The sequence below is a fragment of the Brachybacterium sp. ACRRE genome, from assembly GCF_022346485.1.
Taxonomy (GTDB): domain Bacteria; phylum Actinomycetota; class Actinomycetes; order Actinomycetales; family Dermabacteraceae; genus Brachybacterium; species Brachybacterium halotolerans.
In genome coordinates this window covers 33,782-52,617 of record NZ_JAKRMO010000011.1, presented here as the reverse complement: position 1 = coordinate 52,617, position 18,836 = coordinate 33,782, and the positions used below count along the sequence as shown (strand labels likewise).

Below are 18,836 nucleotides of genomic sequence, written 5' to 3'. Positions count from 1 at the left end.
ACAGGCGGTCGGTCAGGAGGGGCGGGGGTCGTTCACCAGGTGCGCGGGCTCGCGGCCGTCGGCCACGGCGATCACCTCGCCGAGGGCCTCGGCGCCGGTGGCAGCCGTGAAGTCCGCGGTCCAGCACAGCGAGTGCGGGGTGAGCAGCACGTTGTCGAGCTCGAGCAGCGGGCTCGTCGTCGACAGCGGCTCGGTCTCGAAGACGTCCAGTGCGGCCCCGGCGATGGTGCCCTCGCGCAGCGCCTCGACGAGCGCCCGCTCGTTGACGACCGCGCCGCGGGCGACGTTGATGAGGTGCCCGTCGGCCCCGAGGTCCTCGAGCTCGCGCGCGCCGATGAGGTGCCGGGTCTGCGCGTTCGAGGAGACGGTGAGGATCGCGAAGTCGCTGCGGCGCAGCAGCTCCGGCAGATCCACCTGCTCGACGCCCTGCTCGGTGCAGAACTCGGGGCGGGGCGTGCGGTTGTACGCGATCACCTCGAGGCCCAGCCCGCGCAGCAGGCGCACGGTCTCGCGGCCGATGCCGCCGAGGCCGATCACGCCGATCGTGGCGCTCGCGAGTCCGCGTCCGCGCAGCCCGGCCCGCTGGTCCCAGCGGCCCGTGCGCACCAGCTGCGACTTCGGGAGGAGCTGGTGGGCGAGGGCGAACAGGAGGGTCAGTGCGGCGTGGGCCATCGGCACGCGCAGGCCCGTGGGCGCGTTGGTCACCGGGATCCCGCGGGCCGCGCAGGCGGCGAGGTCGACCTGGTCGAAGCCCGCCCCGAAGCGCGCGACGTGCTTGATCGTCGTCTCCTCGCCCAGCTGCTCTGCGCCGAACGGGGACTCGCCCATCAGCAGCACCGCGTCGAACCCGTGCAGCGCCTCGGCCGTGAGCTCCTGCCGGGCCACGTCGATCGGCGACCACTCGATGCCGTGCTCGGCGAGCGAGCCCAGGCCGATGTCGCCGTGGATGGTGCGGCCGGACGCGTCGATGCCCTCGGCGGCGACGGCGAGGCGCCAGGGTGTGCTGCTCATGGGAGCCTCCTGGTGGGAGTGGTGGGAGTGGTGGGGTTGGTAGGAGCGGCAGGAGCGGGGGCGGTCATGCGGCCGCCGCCTCCGAGGCCTCGGCCGCCGCGCGCTGCGGGATCGGACGGCGGATCAGCAGCCCGAAGAACAGGGCGCCGCAGGCCGCGATGACTCCGGCGAGCACGAACGAGGGCGAGTAGCTGCCGGTCGCGTCGAAGACCATGCCGGTGATCACCGGGGCGAGCGCGCCGCCGAAGTAGCCGCCGAAGTTCATGATGCCCCCGAACCGGGCCGCGTAGGCGTCGGGCACGATGTCCGAGGTCACGGCCCAGGCCTGCGCCTGCACGAGCGCGATGAGGCCCAGTGCGAGGCTGAGCACGACCAGGGCGAGGGCGAGCGTCTGCACCAGCGGCACCAGGCACAGGAGCACGCCTGTCGCGATCGAGGCGATCACCAGCACGACCCGCTTCGAGGCGAGCGGGCTGCGGCCGCGTCGGGCGAGGACCAGGGTGATGCGGCCGCCGAAGATCGCGCCGAGCGCGGCGACGACGTAGGGGATCGCCGCGACCCCGCCGGTCCCGGCGATGGAGACGCCCAGGGAGTGCTGGAGGAACAGCGGCAGGAAGGTGATGAAGATGTTCCAGATCCAGATCGAGGTGAAGAAGCCGAGCATCATGCCCCAGGTCTGGCGGAACGTGAACAGCTTCAGCCAGGGGATCCTCTCGGCGTCGGCCGATTCGGCGGCGTCCCGGCCCGCGAGGATATGCCGGTACTCCTCGTCCGAGAGGCGCTTGGCGTCCTCGGGGGCGCGGTAGAACGCCCAGAAGGCGGCGGCGAGCACGATGCCCGCGACGCCCATGGCCAGGAACATCGCGCGCCAGCCGAAGGCGAGCATGAGCACGGTGAGCACGGGCGGGGCGATCGCCGAGCCCCACTTCGAGCCCGAGTCCCAGATCCCGGCCGCCTGACCGCGCTCGGAGCGCGGGAACCAGTGGGTGGAGATCTTCGAGCTGTTGGGCGAGTTCGGGGACTCGCCGATGCCCAGCAGCACGCGGAACAGCAGGAAGTGGCCCAGCGTGTGGCCGGCGGCCATGAGCGCGGAGGCGATCGACCAGATGCCCACGGCCAGGAAGTACATGCGCCGCGGGCCGACCTTGTCGATGAGGTACCCCACCGGCAGCTGGCAGATCGCGTAGGTCCAGGAGAACACGCTGCCCATCAGCCCGATGTCGGTCTGGGTGAGCCCCAGCTCGTCGATCATGTGGGGCGCGGCGATGGAGACCGACGCGCGGTCCATGTAGTTGAGGACCCCGGCCAGCAGCAGCCAGATCAGCACGACGTAGCGGAGGTTGCGGACTTTCCGGTGGTCCCGCGCGCGGCGGGCGTCCTCGGCGTCGAGGCTCATGGTGACCTTCTCGGGGAGGTGAGGGGAGGGGAGCGGCGGTGCTCGGGTGGGGAGAGGCCGACGGGGGCGTCGGTCCGGGATCGGTCCATCGACCCGGGACGGGCCCGTCGGCCGACGGATCCCGGCGGCCTCAGGCGGCGCCCGGACCCGTCCGGACGGCGCGGTCGCGTCGTTCGAACAGGGCGGTGCCGGCGACCAGGAGGGCGCCGACGAACGGGGCGATCGCGAGCATCACGAGGCCGGCGGCCTCGCTGTCGAACGCGGTCACCATCCACGAGCGCAGGTTCGGGGCGATGAAGCCGCCCAGGTTCCCGAGCCCGTTGATGAGGCCGACGCCCGCCGCCATGGCTGCGCCGGAGAGATAGCCGGTGGGGATGTTCCAGAAGATCGGCTGCGCGGAGACGAAGCCGATCGCCGCGAGGCACAGCGCGGCCATCGCCAGCACGGGCTGGCTGAGGAAGGCGCTCGCGGCCAGCCCCACGCCCGAGAGGGCGAGCATGAGCGTCGCGGTCGAGCGGTAGGCGGCGCGCCGGTCCGCCCATCGGCCGACGAACAGGTTCACGACCAGCGCGCACAGCCACGGGATCGCGACCAGCAGTCCCACCAGGAATCCGACCTCGCGGCCCGTGATGCTCGCGACCTGCGCGGGCAGGAAGAACGTGAGGCCGTACACGGCGACCTGGATGGTGAGGTAGATGAGGGCGAAGTAGAGCACCCGCGGGTTCAGCAGCGCCCGCCACCAGGAGAGCTTCGCAACCTGCTCCTTGGTCTGCGCCTCGGCGGCGAGGACGCCCTCGAGGGCGTCGCGCTCGCCGGCGGTGAGCCAGCGGGCGCGGGCGGGGCGGTCGGTGAGCGCGAAGACCGCGACCACGCCGACGATCACCGCGAGCAGGCCCTCGAGCAGGAACATCCACTGGAAGCCGTGCAGCCCGAGCACGCCATCGAGCTCGAGGAGCCCGCCGGACAGCGGCCCGCCGACCACGTTCGCGATCGGCAACCCCAGGTAGAACAGGGCCGTGGCCTGGCCGCGCGTGCGCCGCGGGAACCAGTAGGTGAGGTACAGGATCACGCCGGGGAAGAAGCCCGCCTCGGCGACGCCCAGGAGGAACCGCAGGACGTAGAACATGACCGGTCCGGTCGTGAACATGAACAGGCCGGCGACCACGCCCCACGAGACCATGATCCGCGCCATCCACCAGCGCGCCCCGACCCGGTGCATGATCAGGTTCGAGGGCACCTCGAAAACCGCGTAGCCGATGAAGAACAGCCCCGCGCCGAAGGCGTAGGCCGCGGCCCCGAGACCGGCGTGAACCTCGAGGGACTCCTCGGCGAAGCCGATGTTCGAGCGGTCGATGAACGCGATCACGAACATGAGCATGAGGAAGGGCAGCAGCCGCCAACGGGCCTTGCGGGTGGCCGAGGCGACCTCGGGGGAGAAGGCGAGCTCCTCCGCCTCGTCGACGGTGCGCACGGACCGGGCGGTGTGCTCGGGATGGGCGGGGCGCGCGGCCCGGGGCGCGGACCGGGCGTCGGTCGTCGCGGTGCTGGGCTGCTCCGGACCGTTGCCGGAGGGGGATGACGTCGTCGTCACGGAATGCTCCTCAGGACGTGCAGGAGGGGTCGGCCGGGCACGCGCAGGGCATGCGGCGGGTGCTGCGGGGGTCGCGCGGGCCCGGCCGACGGGCAGGGTCAGACCATGTGCTTGCCGCCGTCGACGAAGACGGCGTCCCCGTTGACGAAGCTGGAGTCCTCGCTGACCAAGAACTTGATGAGGCCCGCGACCTCCTGCGGCTGGCCGACGCGCTGCAGGGGGATGTCGGAGGACATCCCGGCCTTTCGCTCGTCGGTGAGGGTGCCGCCCATGATGTCGGTGTCGATGGGGCCGGGGACGATCGCGTTGCAGGTGATGCCGTGCTTCCCGAGCTCGCGGGCGCCGCCGCGGGTCAGGCCCAGCACGGCGGCCTTCGCCGCGGCGTAGCCGGTCTTGGAGAAGGTGCCGCCGCCGTCGTAGGCGGTGATCGAGGAGGTGTTGACGATGCGTCCGCCGTGGCCGCCGTCGATCATGCGGGTCGCCGCGGCCTGCATCATGAACAGGGTGCCCTTGGCGTTGACGTCCATGACGCGGTCCCAGATCGCGGCGTCGAGCTCGAAGATCGTGTGGGGGCTGGGAATGCCGGCGAGGTTCACCTCGGCGAGCACGGGCGGCAGCTCGCGGTCGATGATCGCGAACGCCGCCTCGACGGACTCCTTGTCGGAGATGTCGACGCCGATGCCGACGACGCTGCGACCGGACTCGGAGGCGAGCTCTGCAGCGAACTCCTTCACCGAGGCCTCGTCGATGTCCAGGACGGCCACGTCCCAGCCGGCGCCGGTGAGGGCGCGGGCGACGTGGCGGCCGATGCCGCGCGGGGCGCCGGCCCCGGTGACGACGGCGGTGCGGTTCTCGGGGAACGTGCTGGTCATTGCTGCTCCTTCGCAGAGGTGGGGTGGTGCGGGGTGACGCTGGGGCGGGCGTGCTCAGGCGAGCGCGGAGGCGAGCACCTGGCGGATGTACTGGATGTTCTCGGCGATCACGCCCAGGGAGTCCGAGCCGTAGTGCTCGCAGCAGAAGGGTCCGGTGTACCCGAGCTCCAGGGCGCGACGGATCACCTGCCGGTAGTTCACGTAGCCGTACTTCAGCGGCATGGGCGCCGAGGTGTATGCGCCGGTCGCCGGGTCGAAGTCCCGCGTGTAGTTCTTGATGTGCCAGAAGTTCGCGTGGGGCAGCACCGTCTCGTACATGTCGCCGGGGTGCGGCATCGGCCGGTGCAGGCGCACCAGGTTGCCGAGGTCCGGGTTCAGGCCGACGGCCTCGTGGTCCACGTCCTTCAGGAACGCGACGGCGTCCTCGGGAGTGCCGACGTAGGTGTCCTCGTACATCTCGAGGCTGAGCTGGAGGCCGTTCGCCTTCGCGTGATCGCCCAGCTCGCGGGTGCGCTCGATGGCGAGATCGCGCAGCGCCGGGTCGTCGTGGTGGCCGTCCTCGAGCCAGAACCAGACGGCGTCGGCCTGGGCGGGGGTGAGGGCCTGCATGAAGCCGATGTTCACGACGCTCGCCCCGAAGCTCGGCGCGATGTCCATCAGCCGGTGGGCCTCGGCGAGGAAGTCCTCGCCCTTCTCGCGGTCGACGACGGAGCTGCGGGTCATGGAGATCGACGGGATGGTGAGGCCCGAGTCCTCCAGCGTGCTGCGGAACTCCTCGACGCGTGCGTCGCTCAGACGGGCGAGGGGCACCCAGGCGTCGGTCGGGTCGATCTGGGTGATGCCGAGGTCGCGGGCCTGGCGCATCTGGGAGGCCCACACGCTCGCGGGCGCGTCCTTGATGTGGCCGCCGTCGGGCGCGGTGGCGCCGAACGAGAGCATGTTGGCGGCGATCGGCCAGGACTCGGCAGTGAGCATCTTCGGTCTCCTTCGCGACGACTGTTCCTATAGGATTTCTACAACGAGGGTGGATGTCAAGCGGGCTTGCGGAGTGCGCGTGGGTGCCACCTATAGGATCGCCCGCCGTGGTCAGGGTCGTGTGCCGGGCTCAGGCTCGTCCGCCGCGCTCGGGGAGTGGGGCGCGTGGTCCCGGCGCGGGTGCACGCCTTCGGCCTGCTCCGGCTCCAGCTCCCGCTCCGGCGAGGGGTAAGGGGTGAACGGTGAAGGACAGGGGTCCTGGAGGGTACGAGTTGCGGTGGAAAAGCGACGGAATGTCGTGCAGGCCGACGGACCCGCGGCGAGCGCATGGGATCGAGAACCCACCGCAACTCGTCACGCCCTGACACCTCGACCGGCATGCTGCCGCGAATCCGCCCTTCACCGAGTCCGCGCATCGGGCGTCGGCGGCGATCCGTTCCGCCGATCGGGAAGAATCGGCTCGACAGGCGAGAGTCTGCGTTCCCGCGGGAACGCCTCCCGGTAGCGTCCCCGTGCGGCCGACCGTCCCCGAAGGTCGACGGCGGTCCTCGTCCCCGGAGTCCGTGCGATCCGCTCACGTCGCGAGCCGCGGACCGTCAGGGCTCCGCGCCATCACCGCTCTGCACCACCACGAACAGCGAGGAACCACTCCCATGCAGCCCCTCTGGATCGGCACCAGCTGGAAGATGAACAAGACTCTCGCCGAGGCGCGCGAGTGGACGTCGGCGCTCGTCGGACACCTGGACGGCCGCGCCCCCGAGGGCGTGCAGCCCTTCGTGATCCCCTCCTTCACCGCCACGTCGACCGTCGCGCAGATCCTCGGCGAGGATTCGCCCGTGCTGCTGGGCGTGCAGAACGCGCACTGGGAGGACGCCGGCGCATGGACCGGCGAGGTCTCGGTGCCGCAGGCGAAGGACGCGGGCGCGCAGATCGTCGAGATCGGCCACTCCGAACGCCGCGAGCACTTCGGCGAGACCGTCGAGACCACGCGCCTCAAGGTCGCAGCCTCGCTGCGGCACGGGCTCACGCCCCTGCTGTGCATCGGCGAGAGCGCCGAGGTGAAGGACGCCGGGGGCTCCTCCGCCTTCATCCTCGAGCAGGCGCGCGGCGCCCTCGAGGGGCTCACGGAGGAGCAGCTCGCCGACGTCGTCATCGCCTACGAGCCCATCTGGGCGATCGGGGAGAAGGGGCGCCCGGCCACCGTCGAGGAGCTCGTGGAGCCCTTCGCGGCCCTCGGCGCCGAGTACTCGGGCCGCGTGAAGGGGCTGCTCTACGGCGGCTCGGTGAACCTCGAGAACGCGGCGGACCTGCTCGGGATCGAGCACGTCACCGGCCTGTTCGTCGGCCGCACTGCGTGGAAGGTCGAGGGGTACCTCGAGCTGCTGCGCATCGGGGCGGAGCGCGCGAGGGGCTGACCCTGCGGGGAGCGGTGTCGATGCGCCCCGGGTCTGGCTCCCGAGGGCTCGACCCACTAATCTGACCTCGAGTGGTGAACCGGTTGGTCGCAGGGGGTGCTGGTGCCCGAGCCGTCGACCGGCCGCCCGCCCGCACCCCCGACGATGGAGGACCGATGACACCCACCACCCCGCGCCTCGACGGCAGGACCACTCTGGTCACGGGCGCCGGCTCCGGGATCGGCCGCGCGATCGCCGACCGCTTCGCGGCGGAGGGCGCGCGCGTGGCCTACGCCGACATCGACGAGCGGGCGGCCCGCGAGGCGGCCGACGCGTCCGGTTCCCAGGCCGTGCGCATGGATGTCTCGGACGAGCAGAGCGTCGAGGCCGCGTACGCGGATCTCACCGCGCGCGGCGCCTCGCCCGATGTCATCGTCGCGAACGCCGGCGTGCAGCTGTTCGGCCAGGACGCGAAGACCGCCGACGTGCCGCTCGAGGCCTGGAACAGGACCCTCGCGGTGAACCTCACCGGCACCTTCCTCACCGTCAAGCACGGCGTGCGCGCGCTGCTCGCCTCCGGCGGCGGCTCCATCATCTGCACCGGCAGCCCCACGGGCCTGAACGGAGAGGGCGCCGACTTCGCCGCCTACAGCTCCACGAAGGGCGGCATCCACTCCCTCGTGCGCGCGACCGCGATGGCGTACGCGGGCGACAACATCCGCGTGAACACCGTGGTCCCCGGATACACGGAGACATCGCTGGTCACCACCATCTCCGAGGATCCGGGCGCCCGTGAGGGCATCGTCGGACGCACACCGCTCGGCCGCGCGGGCACCCCTGACGACGTCACCGGCATCATGGTCTACCTCGCGAGCGACGAGTCCAGCTTCGCCACCGGAGCGATCTTCCGCGTGGACGGCGGCATGACCTCGCTGTGACCGGCGCGGATGCGGACTGACGTCGTGCTGGCCGGGGCGTAGCTCAGACCTCGGTGCTCAGTGCCGAGGCAGGGGAGCGGTCGATGCGCGCGCGACGAGCTCGGGGAGGATGGGCGAGGCTGGGCCCTCTCCGTCGCCGCCGTCCTCGTTGCCCGCGGTGATCACGTGGTGGAGCCGCCGCAGAGCCTGCTCGCCGACGGCGAGGAAGTCGATCCGCATCGTCGTCAGCGGCGGCTGCAGGTAGGCGGCGGCGGGCATGTCATCCACGCCCACGATCGAGTAGTCCTGCGGTGCCTCGAAGCCGCGCGTGCGCAGGGCGCTCATGAAGCCCAGGGCGAGTTCGTCGTTCGCGGCGAACACGGCTGTGAAGTCCAGGTGTGCGGAATCCTTCGTGGTCCCGTCGCCTGTCACCTGTCCGGCTGCGGCGGCGCCCGACCAGGCCCACCAGTCGGCCGCGCCGGAGAGCACACGCGGGACGAGTCCCGCCTGCTCCATCGCGTCCCGGTACCCGGCCTCGCGATCGCGGGCCTCGTTGCGCGTGCGCGGTCCCGCCACGTGCAGGATGCGCTCGTGCCCGAGATCGATGAGGTGACGGGTGGCCTCGAATCCGACGGCCGACGGCGCCCCGTCGCCGCCCGGGGGCGGCGACCCCTCGGCCTGGGCCCGAGTGAGGCGCCGCGAGAGGTTCACGACCGGCACGCGTGAGCGCGCTCGATCGAGTTCGGCGTCCACGCCGGGGATGGCTGTGGAGACCACGATCCCGTCGACCGGTGCGGAGAGGAAGTGGTCGATCGTGCGGCGCACCTCATCCCGCCAGCCCGTGGCCTCGAAGTCGGTGTCGATCTCGGCGATCATCAGCGTCTGGTGCAGCTCGCGTGCGGTGCGGCTGAGGCCGGTGAGGATCTGCGCGCTGCCGTAGTTCAGCTCCCCGATGGTGAGCACTCCGAGGGTTCCCGTGCGACCGGCGCGCAGCGTTCCCGCGGCGCGGTTGGGGACGTAGCCGAGCTCCTGGATGGCCGCGGCGATGCGCGCGCCGGTCGCCTCGCCCACGTATCCGGTGCCCGAGCAGTAGCGGGAGACGGTCTGTGCGGAGACCTCCGCCAGCCGGCCGACGTCCGCCATGCTCGGCCGCGAGCTGGAGCTCCGTGCCACCTGATCTCCGTTCCCGAGGCCTGTCGTCGGCACGAAGCTACCACCGTTCCTGAGGGCCCTCGACGGTCGCTCCGCGGTGCTGGGAACGGCCCCGGGGACGGGGCTGCTCGTGACGGCCGTCGGATCCGTCCGCGCCGCCCTCTTGCGCTTCGGCGGAACGTCGCTACGATAGGTGACCGATCACATGTGTTACCGATAACCTATCAACCGGATGTCCGCTGATTGGTCATCCGCACAGGTCACGAGGCCGTCACCGATCTTCGGATCGCACTACGTTCCGGGACTCCTTTCCCCTCGCCCGCCGCTCACCCACCTAAGAGGTCGACGATGACACGCATCCCCGCCGCGCCCACCACTCCTGAGAACCATGGCGTCAACGCCCGCTGGCGCCTGGGCGAGACCCCCTGGCAGCAGCTGCCCACACCCGGAGGCGCGCGCTGCCGGGTGATCATCGACAACGACTTCTCGGGTGATCCGGACGACCTCTTCCAGCTCGTCCACCATGTCCTCTCCCCGAACACGGAGATCCGTGCCGTGATCGCCTCGCACCTTCGCGAGGGCGACCGCTTCGATCCCGGCCCCGACACCTCGGCCAATGCCCTGCGCGTCGCCGAGGACGTCTTCGCCCGCATGGGCCTGGTCTCCACCGAGGTGCTGGTGACGGGTGCCCCTCAGGCACTCGACGACGCCGACTCCCCGTACCGGGGTGAGGCCGTCGACAGGATCATCGCCGAGGCCCTGCGCGAGGACACCGACCAGCCGCTCTACTACGTCGCCGGCGGCGGCCTCACCGACCTCGCGTCCGCGCTCCTGATCGAGCCCCGCATCGCCGAGCGGATGACCCTCATCTGGATCGGCGGCAACGAGCACGAAGGCATCGCGTACCCGCCGCCGGACGCCATGCCGATCGAGTACAACCTGCTCATCGACCCCCTCGCCGCGCGCGTCGTCTTCAACGACACCCGGATCCCGATCTGGCAGGTCCCCCGGGACGTCTACCGCCAGTGCCTGGTCTCCGACGCCGAGCTGCGGATCCGCGTGGCCACCGCCGGCCCGCTGGGGCGCTATCTCTACGACGAGACGATGCTCGTGGTGCAGGCGACGACAGACGCCGGCCGCGGCCCCGCCGAGACCTACGCCCTCGGCGATTCGCCGCTCGTGCTGCTCACCGCCCTCCAGTCGATCTTCGAGGCCGACAGCTCCTCGAGCAGGCACGTCGTGATGCCGACGCCGATCCTCGAGGCCGACGGGTCCTACACACCCCGCCCGGACGCGCGCCCGATGCGGGTCTTCACCCAGGTCGACGTGCGCCTGATGTTCGAGGACCTCTTCCTCAAGCTCCGCGAGTTCAGCGACTGGCAGGCCTCCGCCTGACCCACGCGGGCCGGCCCGACCGCATCCACCCTCCCCTCGACGAAGAGACGGGACCACCCATGCACCATGCACTTCCACGCCGCGCCCTCGCGGCGATCCCCGTGGCGGGAGCCGCGCTGCTCGGCGCCGCCGGCTGCGCCCGTTCAGGGCCCGACGACCTCTCCCTGTGGATGGTGACCCAGGACGGAGCCCAGGGCACCACCATCCAGGCACTCATCAGCGCCTTCGAGAAGCAGAACCCGGGCACGTCGATCACCCTCGAGCAACGCTCGACCGACGACCACAAGAACGCCCTGCGCCAGTTCGCCGGCACCTACCTGGTGCCCGACATCTACTGGTACTGGGAGGGCTCCGGTCTCGGCGGCGAGCTCGTGGACGTCGGCATGAGCCGCGATCTGAGCGACGACTACACGCGCCTGGGATGGAAAGACCGCTTCACCGACGCGGCCCTCGCGGGCATCACCCAGTACGGCGGCTATCAGGGCGTCCCGTGGACCTTCCAGGGCCAGGGGCTCTACTACTCGAAATCGCTGTTCGCGAAGGCGGGGGTCGGCAGCCCGCCGACCACGTACGACGAGCTGATCGCCGCTGCCGACGCCCTGGTGGCGGCCGGCATCACCCCCATCGAGTTCGGCGGCACCGTGAACTGGCACGTCATGCGCCTGCTGGACTGCCTGCTCGAGACCACCTGCGGAGCCGAGCTCAACGACGCACTGACCACGGGCGACGGGGACTGGGGGAGCGAGGACGCCGTCACCGAGGCCTTCACCGAGCTGCGCACATGGGGGAAGAAATACCTCAACGACGGCTTCATGGGCATCAACAACGATGACTCCTCGCAGCTCTTCTTCACCGGCAAGGCCGCGATGGCACTGGAGGGCACCTGGTTCAACGCCTCCGTCGTGGACAACGGCATGGACCCCGACGACGTCGGCATCTTCCCGTTCCCCACCGGCACCAACCGCCTCTACGGCTTCGGCGAGGCGTTCTACATCAGCGCGAACACCAAGAAATCCGATCTCGCCGCCCGCTTCCTCGACTTCATGACCTCCGAGGACGGCCAGAAGATCGCTGGCGACGCCTGGTCGGCGATCTCCGTGAACGCCTCGATGCCCGTGGACGAGGACAACCCTCTGAACCCCGTGTGGGCGCAGATCTTCGAGGACGTCGACGGCGGCATGTTCGCCAACAACGACCAGAACTTCTCGACCGCGCAGACCACCGAGTTCTGGCGCATCCAGAACGCCGTCCTCACCGGGGACATGGACCCGGCCGACGCCGGGACGACGTTCCAGCGGTTCCGCGAGCAGGAGGGATGAGACCGATGACGACCACCGACGCCCGCACCGGCGCGCGCGGGAGACAGACCCGCACGGTCCCTCCGCACCGCCGATTCCGCCTCGCCCTGCCCTACCTCGCACCGGCCCTCGTGCTCTATGCCGTGTTCCTCGTCTACCCGATGATCGACGCCGTGCGCCTCTCGTTCTTCGAGTGGTCGGGCTTCCGCATCGAGAAGCCCGAGTTCGTGGGGCTCGAGAACTACGTGCGCCTGTTCACCGCCGACCCCGTGTTCTGGACGGCGCTGCGCAACTCCGTGATCTGGGTGATCGCCTCCCTGCTGGTGCCCACCGTGATCGCCCTCCTGCTCGCCCTCGGGCTGAACCGGCGGATGCTCGGGCGCAACCTCATGCGCGCCGTCTTCTACATCCCCGCGGTGTTCGCCTCGATCACTGTCGCCGCCATGTGGCGATGGATCTACAACCCGACCCTGGGGTTCGTGAACCAGCTCCTGCGCGCCGTGGGACTGGGCGACCTCGCACAGTCCTGGCTGGGCGACCCCCAGTTCGCGCTCGCCTCGATCTTCGTGGCGAACATCTGGCAGGCCGTGGGGTTCTCGATGGTGCTGTTCCTCGCGGGTCTGCAGAGCGTCCCCCTGGAGCTCGTGGAGGCCGCGAAGCTCGACGGCGCGGGCGCCTGGCAGCGCTTCCGCACCGTCACGGTCCCGGCGCTGCGGCCGACGACAGTCGTGGTCGTGATCCTCACGATCATCAACGCGCTCAAGGTGTTCGACCTCGTCGTCGGCCTCACCGGCGGTGGGCCCGCGCAGTCCACCCAGGTGCTCGCGCTGTGGTCCTACACCCAGTCGTTCACCAACCACGAGTACGGCATGGGCGGCGCCGTGGCGACCGTGCTGCTGCTGGTCACCCTGGCCCTCGTGATCCCCTACATGGCCTGGTCGATGAGAGGTGACGAGTCATGACCGCGATGACGACGACGCGGGCGGCGACCCGCAGGACGGCTGCTCCCGTGCGCGAGCGCGAGAAGCCGCGCGACTGGGTCGGGATCGGGCTCTGGCTCGCGCTCGGCGTGACCGCGCTGATCTGGTTCGTGCCCATGCTGCTGATGTTCCTCACCTCGGTGAAGTCGAAGACCGACATCAACGAGCTGCCCATGTGGGGCCTGCCCACGGACTGGGCCTGGGGGAACTACGCGAGCGCCGTGGAGATCGGGAATCTCTGGGTGACCGCGGGCAACAGTGCGCTGATCGCCCTGATCAAGGTGCCGCTCGGGCTGGTCATCGCGGCCGCCGCCGCGTTCGCCCTCTCGCGGATCCGCTTCCGCGGGGCGCGGATCCTGCTCGCACTGATCGCGATCGGCTCCATGATCCCCGTGCAGATCGGGCTGGGCCCGTTGTTCTCCACGATGCTCAGCGCGCACCTGTTGGATTCCCGGCTCGGGCTCGTGCTGCCCTACCTGGCCTTCGGCATCCCGTACCAGATCTTCGTGCTCTACGGCTTCTTCCGCAGCGTGCCCGAGGAGCTCGAGGAGTCCGCCCGCATCGACGGCTCCTCGACCTTCCGGATCTTCTGGCAGATCATCCTGCCGCTCGCCAAGCCCGCGCTGGCGGCCCTGTTCGTGCTGGACTTCGTGGCCACCTGGAACGAGTACGCGATGGCGACCACGCTGCTGATCTCCCAGGACAACTACACGATCCCGCTGGCCGTGCAGTCCTTCTCCACCCAGTGGGGCACCGACTACGGGCCGCTGAACGCCTTCATCTTCATGTCGGCGATCCCGGTGCTGCTGGTCTACCTGCTGTTCCAGCGCTACTTCGTGCAGGGTGCCTTCGCTGGCGCTGTGAAGGGATAGCGGTCGACCGGTCGCGCGGGGCCGATCGGGCCTCGCGCGCTCCCGGCGCTCAGCGGAAGGGCCGCCCTCGAGAGTTCTCTCGAGGGCGGCCCTTCTCGTCGGCCGATCCGGCCGGATCAGCGCTTCACGGCGTCGATCTTCAGCATCTTGGCGATGACGGAGTCGAGCTCGGAGTCCTTCCAGATCTTCTGCCAGTCCTCGCGGATGATCGACTCGCGGCCGTAGTCCATCGCCAGCAGGCAGGCGTCGGAGAACGGGTTCGAGCCGCGCAGGGCGTTGGTGAGCGAGATGAAGATGTGCCCGTAGAAGATCGCCTTCACGGCGTCCTCGGGGATGCCCTGCTCGTTGATCGCGTAGTCCATGGAGTCCTTGAGGAACTGGCCGATCATGCAGCCGGTGGTCTCCACGAGCGTGGGCTCGAGCTGGGCGAGCTGCTTGACGGTCACCCAGTGCACGCCGATCACGGGGGCGTAGATCGCGCGGATGACGTCCTCGACGCGCTTCTTCGCGGCGGCGCGCTCGCCGTCGGCCCCGGCCGAGGCGTCCTCCTCGCCCTCGAGGGCGGCGACGACCTCCTGCGGGGCGGCGATGCCGCCGAAGGTGTCCGCCCACTCCTCGGCGCTGGTGCGCTCGAGGAACACCGAGGGGTGCGCCGGGTGCGCGCACGCCTGGAGCACGCCGTCCTGGGTGGCGAGCAGGCCCGCGTAGGCGGCGGCGGGGTCCAGGGTGAGCAGCACCGAGCCGGCCTTCATCTTCGGCACGACCTGCTCGGAGACCTTCCCGAGGACCACGTCGGGCACGGCGAGGATGACGACGTCGCACACGCCGGCGACCTCGTCGATGTCGCTCACGGTGCGGCCCAGCGCCTCGACGCGCTCGATGCCGGAGGGGGAGGACTCGCAGTAGTGGATCGTCGCGTCGGTGAGGTTGAGGTTGTTGGACACGCGCGTGCCCATCTTCCCGGCGGCGCCGACGACGGCGACGGTGAGGCTCGGATCGAGCTCGACGCTCTTGCCCTTCAGCGGGTTCAGCTCGCGGCTGTCGGTGGTGGTCATGGGGTCCTCCTGGTCGGTGGTGGATGAGTCGGTGGTGGAGTGGTCGAGTGGTCGAAGGGGCCGGGGCCGCGGGCCGACGGGGAGGGCCTGCGGCGCGGGCCGACGGGTCATCGGCGTGCGCGCAGGGCGGCGAGCGTCGCCTCGGTCCAGTCGCGCTCACGGGCGATCGTGGTGGCGGCATCGCCCTGCCACGGCAGCCAGTGCTCGGCGATCGCGGCCGGGCGTCGGCCTTCGCGGTAGACGGCGTCGAGCTCGTGATCGAGGTCCAGCAGGCCCTCGCCCATGCGGGCGCCGGAGAAGGTGAAGCCCACCCAGCCCTCCTGGCGGGCGAAGTGGAAGTCCTTGACGTGCAGGTCGAGGGTGAAGGGGGCGACGGCGTCGATGACGTCGTCCGGGTGCTCGAGCGCGGAGACGCAGTTGCCGGGGTCCAGGCAGATCCCCACGAGCGGGGAGTCCAGGGTGCGCACGACCCGCAGCAGGTCCTCCGTGGGCAGCTGCTCGTAGGTCTCGAGCGCGAGGGCGATGCCGGCGGACTCGAGCAGTGGGAGTGTGGTGCGCAGGGCGAGGACCGCCTGCTCGATGCCTCCGGAGACCTCATGGGTCTGGATCATCGAGCGCAGCACGCGCGCATCGAGGGCACGGGCGATCGCGACGTACCGGGCGAGGTGGTCGGGATCGATCGTCCGGGTGCCGAGCTCGAGGCGCAGGCCGTGCCGTGCGGCGCGCTCGCGCAGGGCGGCGAGCTCGTCGGCGTCGGCGTCCTCGATGCGGGCGTCGTCGCAGATCTGGAAGACGTCGCAGTCCAGCTGCGCGGCACGGTCGATCATGTCCGCGATGCCGAGGCGATCGGGATTGCGCTCGCTGCCCTCCCAGAACAGGGCGTAGCTGCCGATGCCGATGTCCATCCGGCGCTCAGAACTGCTGGCCTGGGCCACTCGCGTCACCTCTCGCCTCACCTCGTCGTGGCGCGGGGGAGGGTGCACCGCCCGCGGTCGTGATGGGTCCAGCGTAGGCGCGGGAGCGCATATTGGTCAACCGGTTGAGCAACAGTGAGAGCCGAGGACGGGCTCCAGCTGAGGGCTGGGAGGCTCTCGGAGTCGGAACGCCGGCCTCGGCGGCTCGTGTGACGACGTCCGCGGGCCTGTGCGGCCCCGCGCGCCGACCTCAGTCCTCGGTGGCCTCGAGGATCCGGTCGCGAGCGGTCGCCATGTGCGCGACCATCGCCGAGGCCGCGCGCTCGCCGTTGCCCTCCTCGAGGGCGGCGAGGATCTTCGCGTGCTCCGCGTGGGCGGCCTCCATGTCCTCGCGGTCGCGCACGGCGCGGTCGTTGTAGACGCGCAGCAGACTGCGGGTGACCTGCAGCAGATCGGTGAGCATGGCGTTGTCGGCCGCGGTGGCGAGCACCTCGTGGAAGGCGGCGTCGGCCGCGACGAAGGCCTTGAGGTCCTCGAGGCTCTCGGCCATGGTCGCCGTGGTCCCGCGCAGCGTCTCGAGCTGCTCCGTCGAGATCCTGTCGGCCGCCAGACGCGCCGTATAGCTCTCGAGCCCCGCGCGCAGCTCGTTGAGCTGGTCGGTGTTCTGCTTGCCGATCATCAGGCCCCACCTCAGGGTCTGCGGGAGCAGGTCGCTCGCGGATCCGCGCAGGTAGGTGCCCGATCCCGGCCGCACGTCGACGATCCCCAGGATCTCGAGGGCCGCGAGGGCCTCGCGCACCGCCGAGCGGCCCACGCCGAGCGAGGTCGCGAGCTGGCGCTCCGGGGGCAGGCGCGTGCCGGGGGCGACGTCACCGCCGGTCAGGAGCTCCAGCAGCCGACGTGCGACCTCGGAGACAGGGGTGCCGGCGGGCACTGCTGCCAGCGACGATGCGATCGCGTCGGAGGCGCTGTCGGAGAAGGCGGGCATGAGGTGAAGGTATCAAGCCGTCGGCCCAGGACCGGTCCCATCCGCGCGGCGCTGCGCGGGGTTCCGCGCCCCGGGCGTCGCCTCGCCGGCAGCCGAGGCGACGATGCGACGCACGGTGCCCGCGGGCACGCGCAGAGACTCGCCCTCACCCGCGTCCTCCGCCGCCACCCAGTCCTCGAGGCGGGCGTTCACCAGCAGCACCTCTTCTCCGCGGGTGATCAGGACGGTGCCGGGGCCGCCCGGTGCGCGGAGCACGCGCACCTCGCGTCCCGACCAGGCCGCGAGGTCGACGAGGAGCTCGCCCAGCGGCGTGGGAGGAGACTCCGGACTGTCCGTGAGCACGCCGCGCGCACCGGCGAGCTCGCCCAGGGTGACCGTCTCGACGCCGGCGTGCGCGGCCTCCGCGAGCGCGGCGGCGGCCCAGGCGGCCGCCCAGGCGGTGCGCTGCCGGGGATCCGTGCTGCCGGGCACGAGGTGCGCGCCCCAGCCGGTCTCGTCTGCGCGGTCGACGAGCTCCGCCTGCGTCGCGACCGCGTTCACCCGCGGGCGCAGCGTGAGCGGACCGAGGTGCAGCCGCGCCGTCGGCCGCAGCATCCGCGCCGAGACGAGCACGTCACCGAGCGCGGCCACGCTCTCGACCACGTGCCAGCTCTCGCGCATATGCATCTGCGGCGTCGAGGGGAAGGAGAGGAGCTCCGCGCCGGGGATCGCGTAAACCTCGCGGTTCAGCTCCGTGAAGTGGGTGCGCGAGCCCGCCACGAGCTCCGCGTCGCGCTCCCGGCAGGCGGTGCGCAGGCGCTCCCAGAGCTCGGCCGTCGTCACGTGCCGCGCCTCGTCGACGATGCCGATCCGCCGCACGGGCAGGCCCGCCGCGTCGGCCGCGGCGAGGAGTCCGGGGATGTCCGTGCGCTCGGAGGCGATGATCCGCAGGTCGACGGGCAGGCCCGTCGCGGCGGCCTCTCGGGCCGCCGCGGCCAGCACCCATTCGGGGCCGAACCGCTCGCTGACCTCGACCATCAGGTGGTCGAATCCGGCGTCTGCCGAGATCGGCAGCGGACCGCCGCTGCGCACCGCCGCCGCCTCCGTGGTGGCGCCCAGACCCAGGCGCGGGAAGGTGCACGGGGTGGACGCCGCGAGCAGATCCGCCAGGTGCGCCGGCGCGGACGGGCGACGAGCGGGCTGCGTCGGGGCGGTCGGTGTCAGCGAGGACTGCGCCGAGGCGGCCTGGCCCGGCGCGGCCTGGGGCGCAGCGACCGAAGGCTCCGGGACCAGGGTGATCTCCTGGGTGACGCTCTCGCCGGCGGCGACCTCGTAGGGGAAGGGCAGGGCGAGCGGCCGCGAGTAGATCTTGAAGCTCGCGTCGGTCCAGTTCCGCTGGTCCTCCATCTCGAACACGTCGCCGAGCAGCTCGAGACGCGCTCGCTCCCCGGCGTGGTCGAGGTCGAGGGCTCGGATGTCGAACAGCGGCTGCCACGGGGAGATCTGTCGGGGGAACCGGAAGTCCCGCCGATCACCGCGGACGGTGGTCACGACCGCGTCGTCGCCCGCCATCGCCCGCGGGAGCATCGCCGTGAGGCCCACGCGGTTCGTGGTCAGCCCGACATCGGGAGTGATCGTGAAGTGCAGGCTCAGACGCTCGGGCGTCACCGTCAGCACTGAGACGGCGCTCGCCTCGCCGCCCGCGCCGTCGTATCGCACGCGCAGGGTGCGGGTCATTTGCGGGGCGACATCGGGGGAGAGCGCTTCGTCGGCCCCGGGGTCCGTCCACTCCTCCTCGAGAACCTGCGGGGCCACGGTGTCCCAGTCGCGGTCGCGCAGCGCGGGCCGCACGGACTCGAGCAGCACCGTGCCGCGCCAGGCGATCTCGCTGATCTCGTCGCCCTCGCAGCGCAGGGACCAGGGTCCGAGGCGGTGCGCCGTGCGGGCATCGGCGATCGTCCCTCCGCTGGGGGAGCTGGGGGCGCCGGGTGCGGAGGGCGCGTCGGCCATGGGCTCTGCTCCGTCGGTCATAACGTCTCTCCCTCGG

At 71.1% G+C, this 18,836-nt stretch carries 16 protein-coding genes; 6 read left to right on the top strand and 10 right to left on the bottom strand.

Annotation, left to right across the window (positions count from 1 at the left end; all coding sequences use genetic code 11):
* Positions 1–12: 12 nt before the first annotated feature.
* The 5 genes from MHY49_RS05140 to MHY49_RS05120 all read right to left on the bottom strand — a co-directional run bounded on the left by MHY49_RS05140 (position 13) and on the right by MHY49_RS05120 (position 5,845).
* The gene (locus MHY49_RS05140) at positions 13–1,011 is read right to left on the bottom strand and encodes a 2-hydroxyacid dehydrogenase (protein ID WP_239203009.1); all 999 of its coding nucleotides are present in this window, start codon (positions 1,009–1,011) and stop codon (positions 13–15) included.
* A 64-nt stretch (positions 1,012–1,075) separates the two neighbouring features.
* Positions 1,076–2,407, bottom strand: a complete 1,332-nt coding sequence (locus MHY49_RS05135) for an MFS transporter (RefSeq protein WP_239203008.1) — start codon at positions 2,405–2,407, stop codon at positions 1,076–1,078.
* A 130-nt stretch (positions 2,408–2,537) separates the two neighbouring features.
* Positions 2,538–3,998 (bottom strand): MFS transporter, encoded by a 1,461-nt coding sequence (locus MHY49_RS05130; RefSeq protein WP_239203007.1) that lies wholly within the window; start codon positions 3,996–3,998, stop codon positions 2,538–2,540.
* 98 nt (positions 3,999–4,096) lie between these two features.
* A complete protein-coding gene (locus tag MHY49_RS05125) occupies positions 4,097–4,870 on the bottom strand; it encodes an SDR family NAD(P)-dependent oxidoreductase (RefSeq protein ID WP_239203006.1) in 774 nt (257 codons plus the stop codon).
* 54 nt (positions 4,871–4,924) lie between these two features.
* Complete coding sequence (locus tag MHY49_RS05120; protein WP_239203005.1) at positions 4,925–5,845, bottom strand: sugar phosphate isomerase/epimerase; 921 nt, start codon at positions 5,843–5,845, stop codon at positions 4,925–4,927.
* A 653-nt stretch (positions 5,846–6,498) separates the two neighbouring features.
* Here MHY49_RS05120 and MHY49_RS05115 point away from each other — a divergent pair.
* Both MHY49_RS05115 and MHY49_RS05110 read left to right on the top strand, forming a co-directional pair.
* Positions 6,499–7,260, top strand: coding sequence for a triose-phosphate isomerase (locus MHY49_RS05115; RefSeq protein ID WP_239203004.1), 762 nt, complete (start codon positions 6,499–6,501; stop codon positions 7,258–7,260).
* Between the two features lie 155 nt (positions 7,261–7,415).
* On the top strand, positions 7,416–8,177 hold the full coding sequence (locus MHY49_RS05110; protein WP_239203003.1) for an SDR family NAD(P)-dependent oxidoreductase: 762 nt from the start codon (positions 7,416–7,418) through the stop codon (positions 8,175–8,177).
* Between the two features lie 57 nt (positions 8,178–8,234).
* Here MHY49_RS05110 and MHY49_RS05105 read toward each other — a convergent pair whose 3' ends face one another.
* A complete protein-coding gene (locus MHY49_RS05105; protein ID WP_239203002.1) occupies positions 8,235–9,329 on the bottom strand; it encodes a LacI family DNA-binding transcriptional regulator in 1,095 nt (364 codons plus the stop codon).
* A 327-nt stretch (positions 9,330–9,656) separates the two neighbouring features.
* Between MHY49_RS05105 and MHY49_RS05100 the strand changes: the two genes are divergently transcribed.
* The 4 genes from MHY49_RS05100 to MHY49_RS05085 are packed head-to-tail and all read left to right on the top strand — an operon-like array spanning position 9,657 to position 13,853.
* On the top strand, positions 9,657–10,703 hold the full coding sequence (locus MHY49_RS05100) for a nucleoside hydrolase (protein WP_239203001.1): 1,047 nt from the start codon (positions 9,657–9,659) through the stop codon (positions 10,701–10,703).
* A 59-nt stretch (positions 10,704–10,762) separates the two neighbouring features.
* Positions 10,763–12,022 (top strand): ABC transporter substrate-binding protein, encoded by a 1,260-nt coding sequence (locus MHY49_RS05095; protein ID WP_239203000.1) that lies wholly within the window; start codon positions 10,763–10,765, stop codon positions 12,020–12,022.
* A 5-nt stretch (positions 12,023–12,027) separates the two neighbouring features.
* Entirely contained in the window at positions 12,028–12,963 is a 936-nt protein-coding gene (locus tag MHY49_RS05090) for a carbohydrate ABC transporter permease (RefSeq protein WP_239202999.1), read from the top strand.
* Positions 12,960–13,853 carry a carbohydrate ABC transporter permease gene (locus tag MHY49_RS05085; RefSeq protein ID WP_239202998.1) on the top strand — a complete coding sequence of 298 codons (894 nt, stop codon included), beginning with the start codon at positions 12,960–12,962 and terminating at the stop codon, positions 13,851–13,853. The genes MHY49_RS05090 and MHY49_RS05085 overlap by 4 nt, the downstream gene beginning before the upstream one ends.
* A gap of 116 nt (positions 13,854–13,969) precedes the next feature.
* Here the strand turns inward: MHY49_RS05085 and MHY49_RS05080 are convergent, their stop codons facing one another.
* The 4 genes from MHY49_RS05080 to MHY49_RS05065 all read right to left on the bottom strand — a co-directional run bounded on the left by MHY49_RS05080 (position 13,970) and on the right by MHY49_RS05065 (position 18,820).
* Positions 13,970–14,908 (bottom strand): phosphogluconate dehydrogenase C-terminal domain-containing protein, encoded by a 939-nt coding sequence (locus tag MHY49_RS05080; RefSeq protein ID WP_255719412.1) that lies wholly within the window; start codon positions 14,906–14,908, stop codon positions 13,970–13,972.
* 107 nt (positions 14,909–15,015) lie between these two features.
* Positions 15,016–15,843: a TIM barrel protein gene (locus MHY49_RS05075; RefSeq protein WP_239202997.1), complete on the bottom strand. Its 828-nt coding sequence runs from the start codon at positions 15,841–15,843 to the stop codon at positions 15,016–15,018.
* A gap of 229 nt (positions 15,844–16,072) precedes the next feature.
* A complete protein-coding gene (locus tag MHY49_RS05070; RefSeq protein WP_239202996.1) occupies positions 16,073–16,810 on the bottom strand; it encodes a FadR/GntR family transcriptional regulator in 738 nt (245 codons plus the stop codon).
* A gap of 12 nt (positions 16,811–16,822) precedes the next feature.
* Positions 16,823–18,820, bottom strand: a complete 1,998-nt coding sequence (locus MHY49_RS05065; protein ID WP_239202995.1) for a hypothetical protein — start codon at positions 18,818–18,820, stop codon at positions 16,823–16,825.
* Between the last annotated feature and the right edge of the window lie 16 nt (positions 18,821–18,836).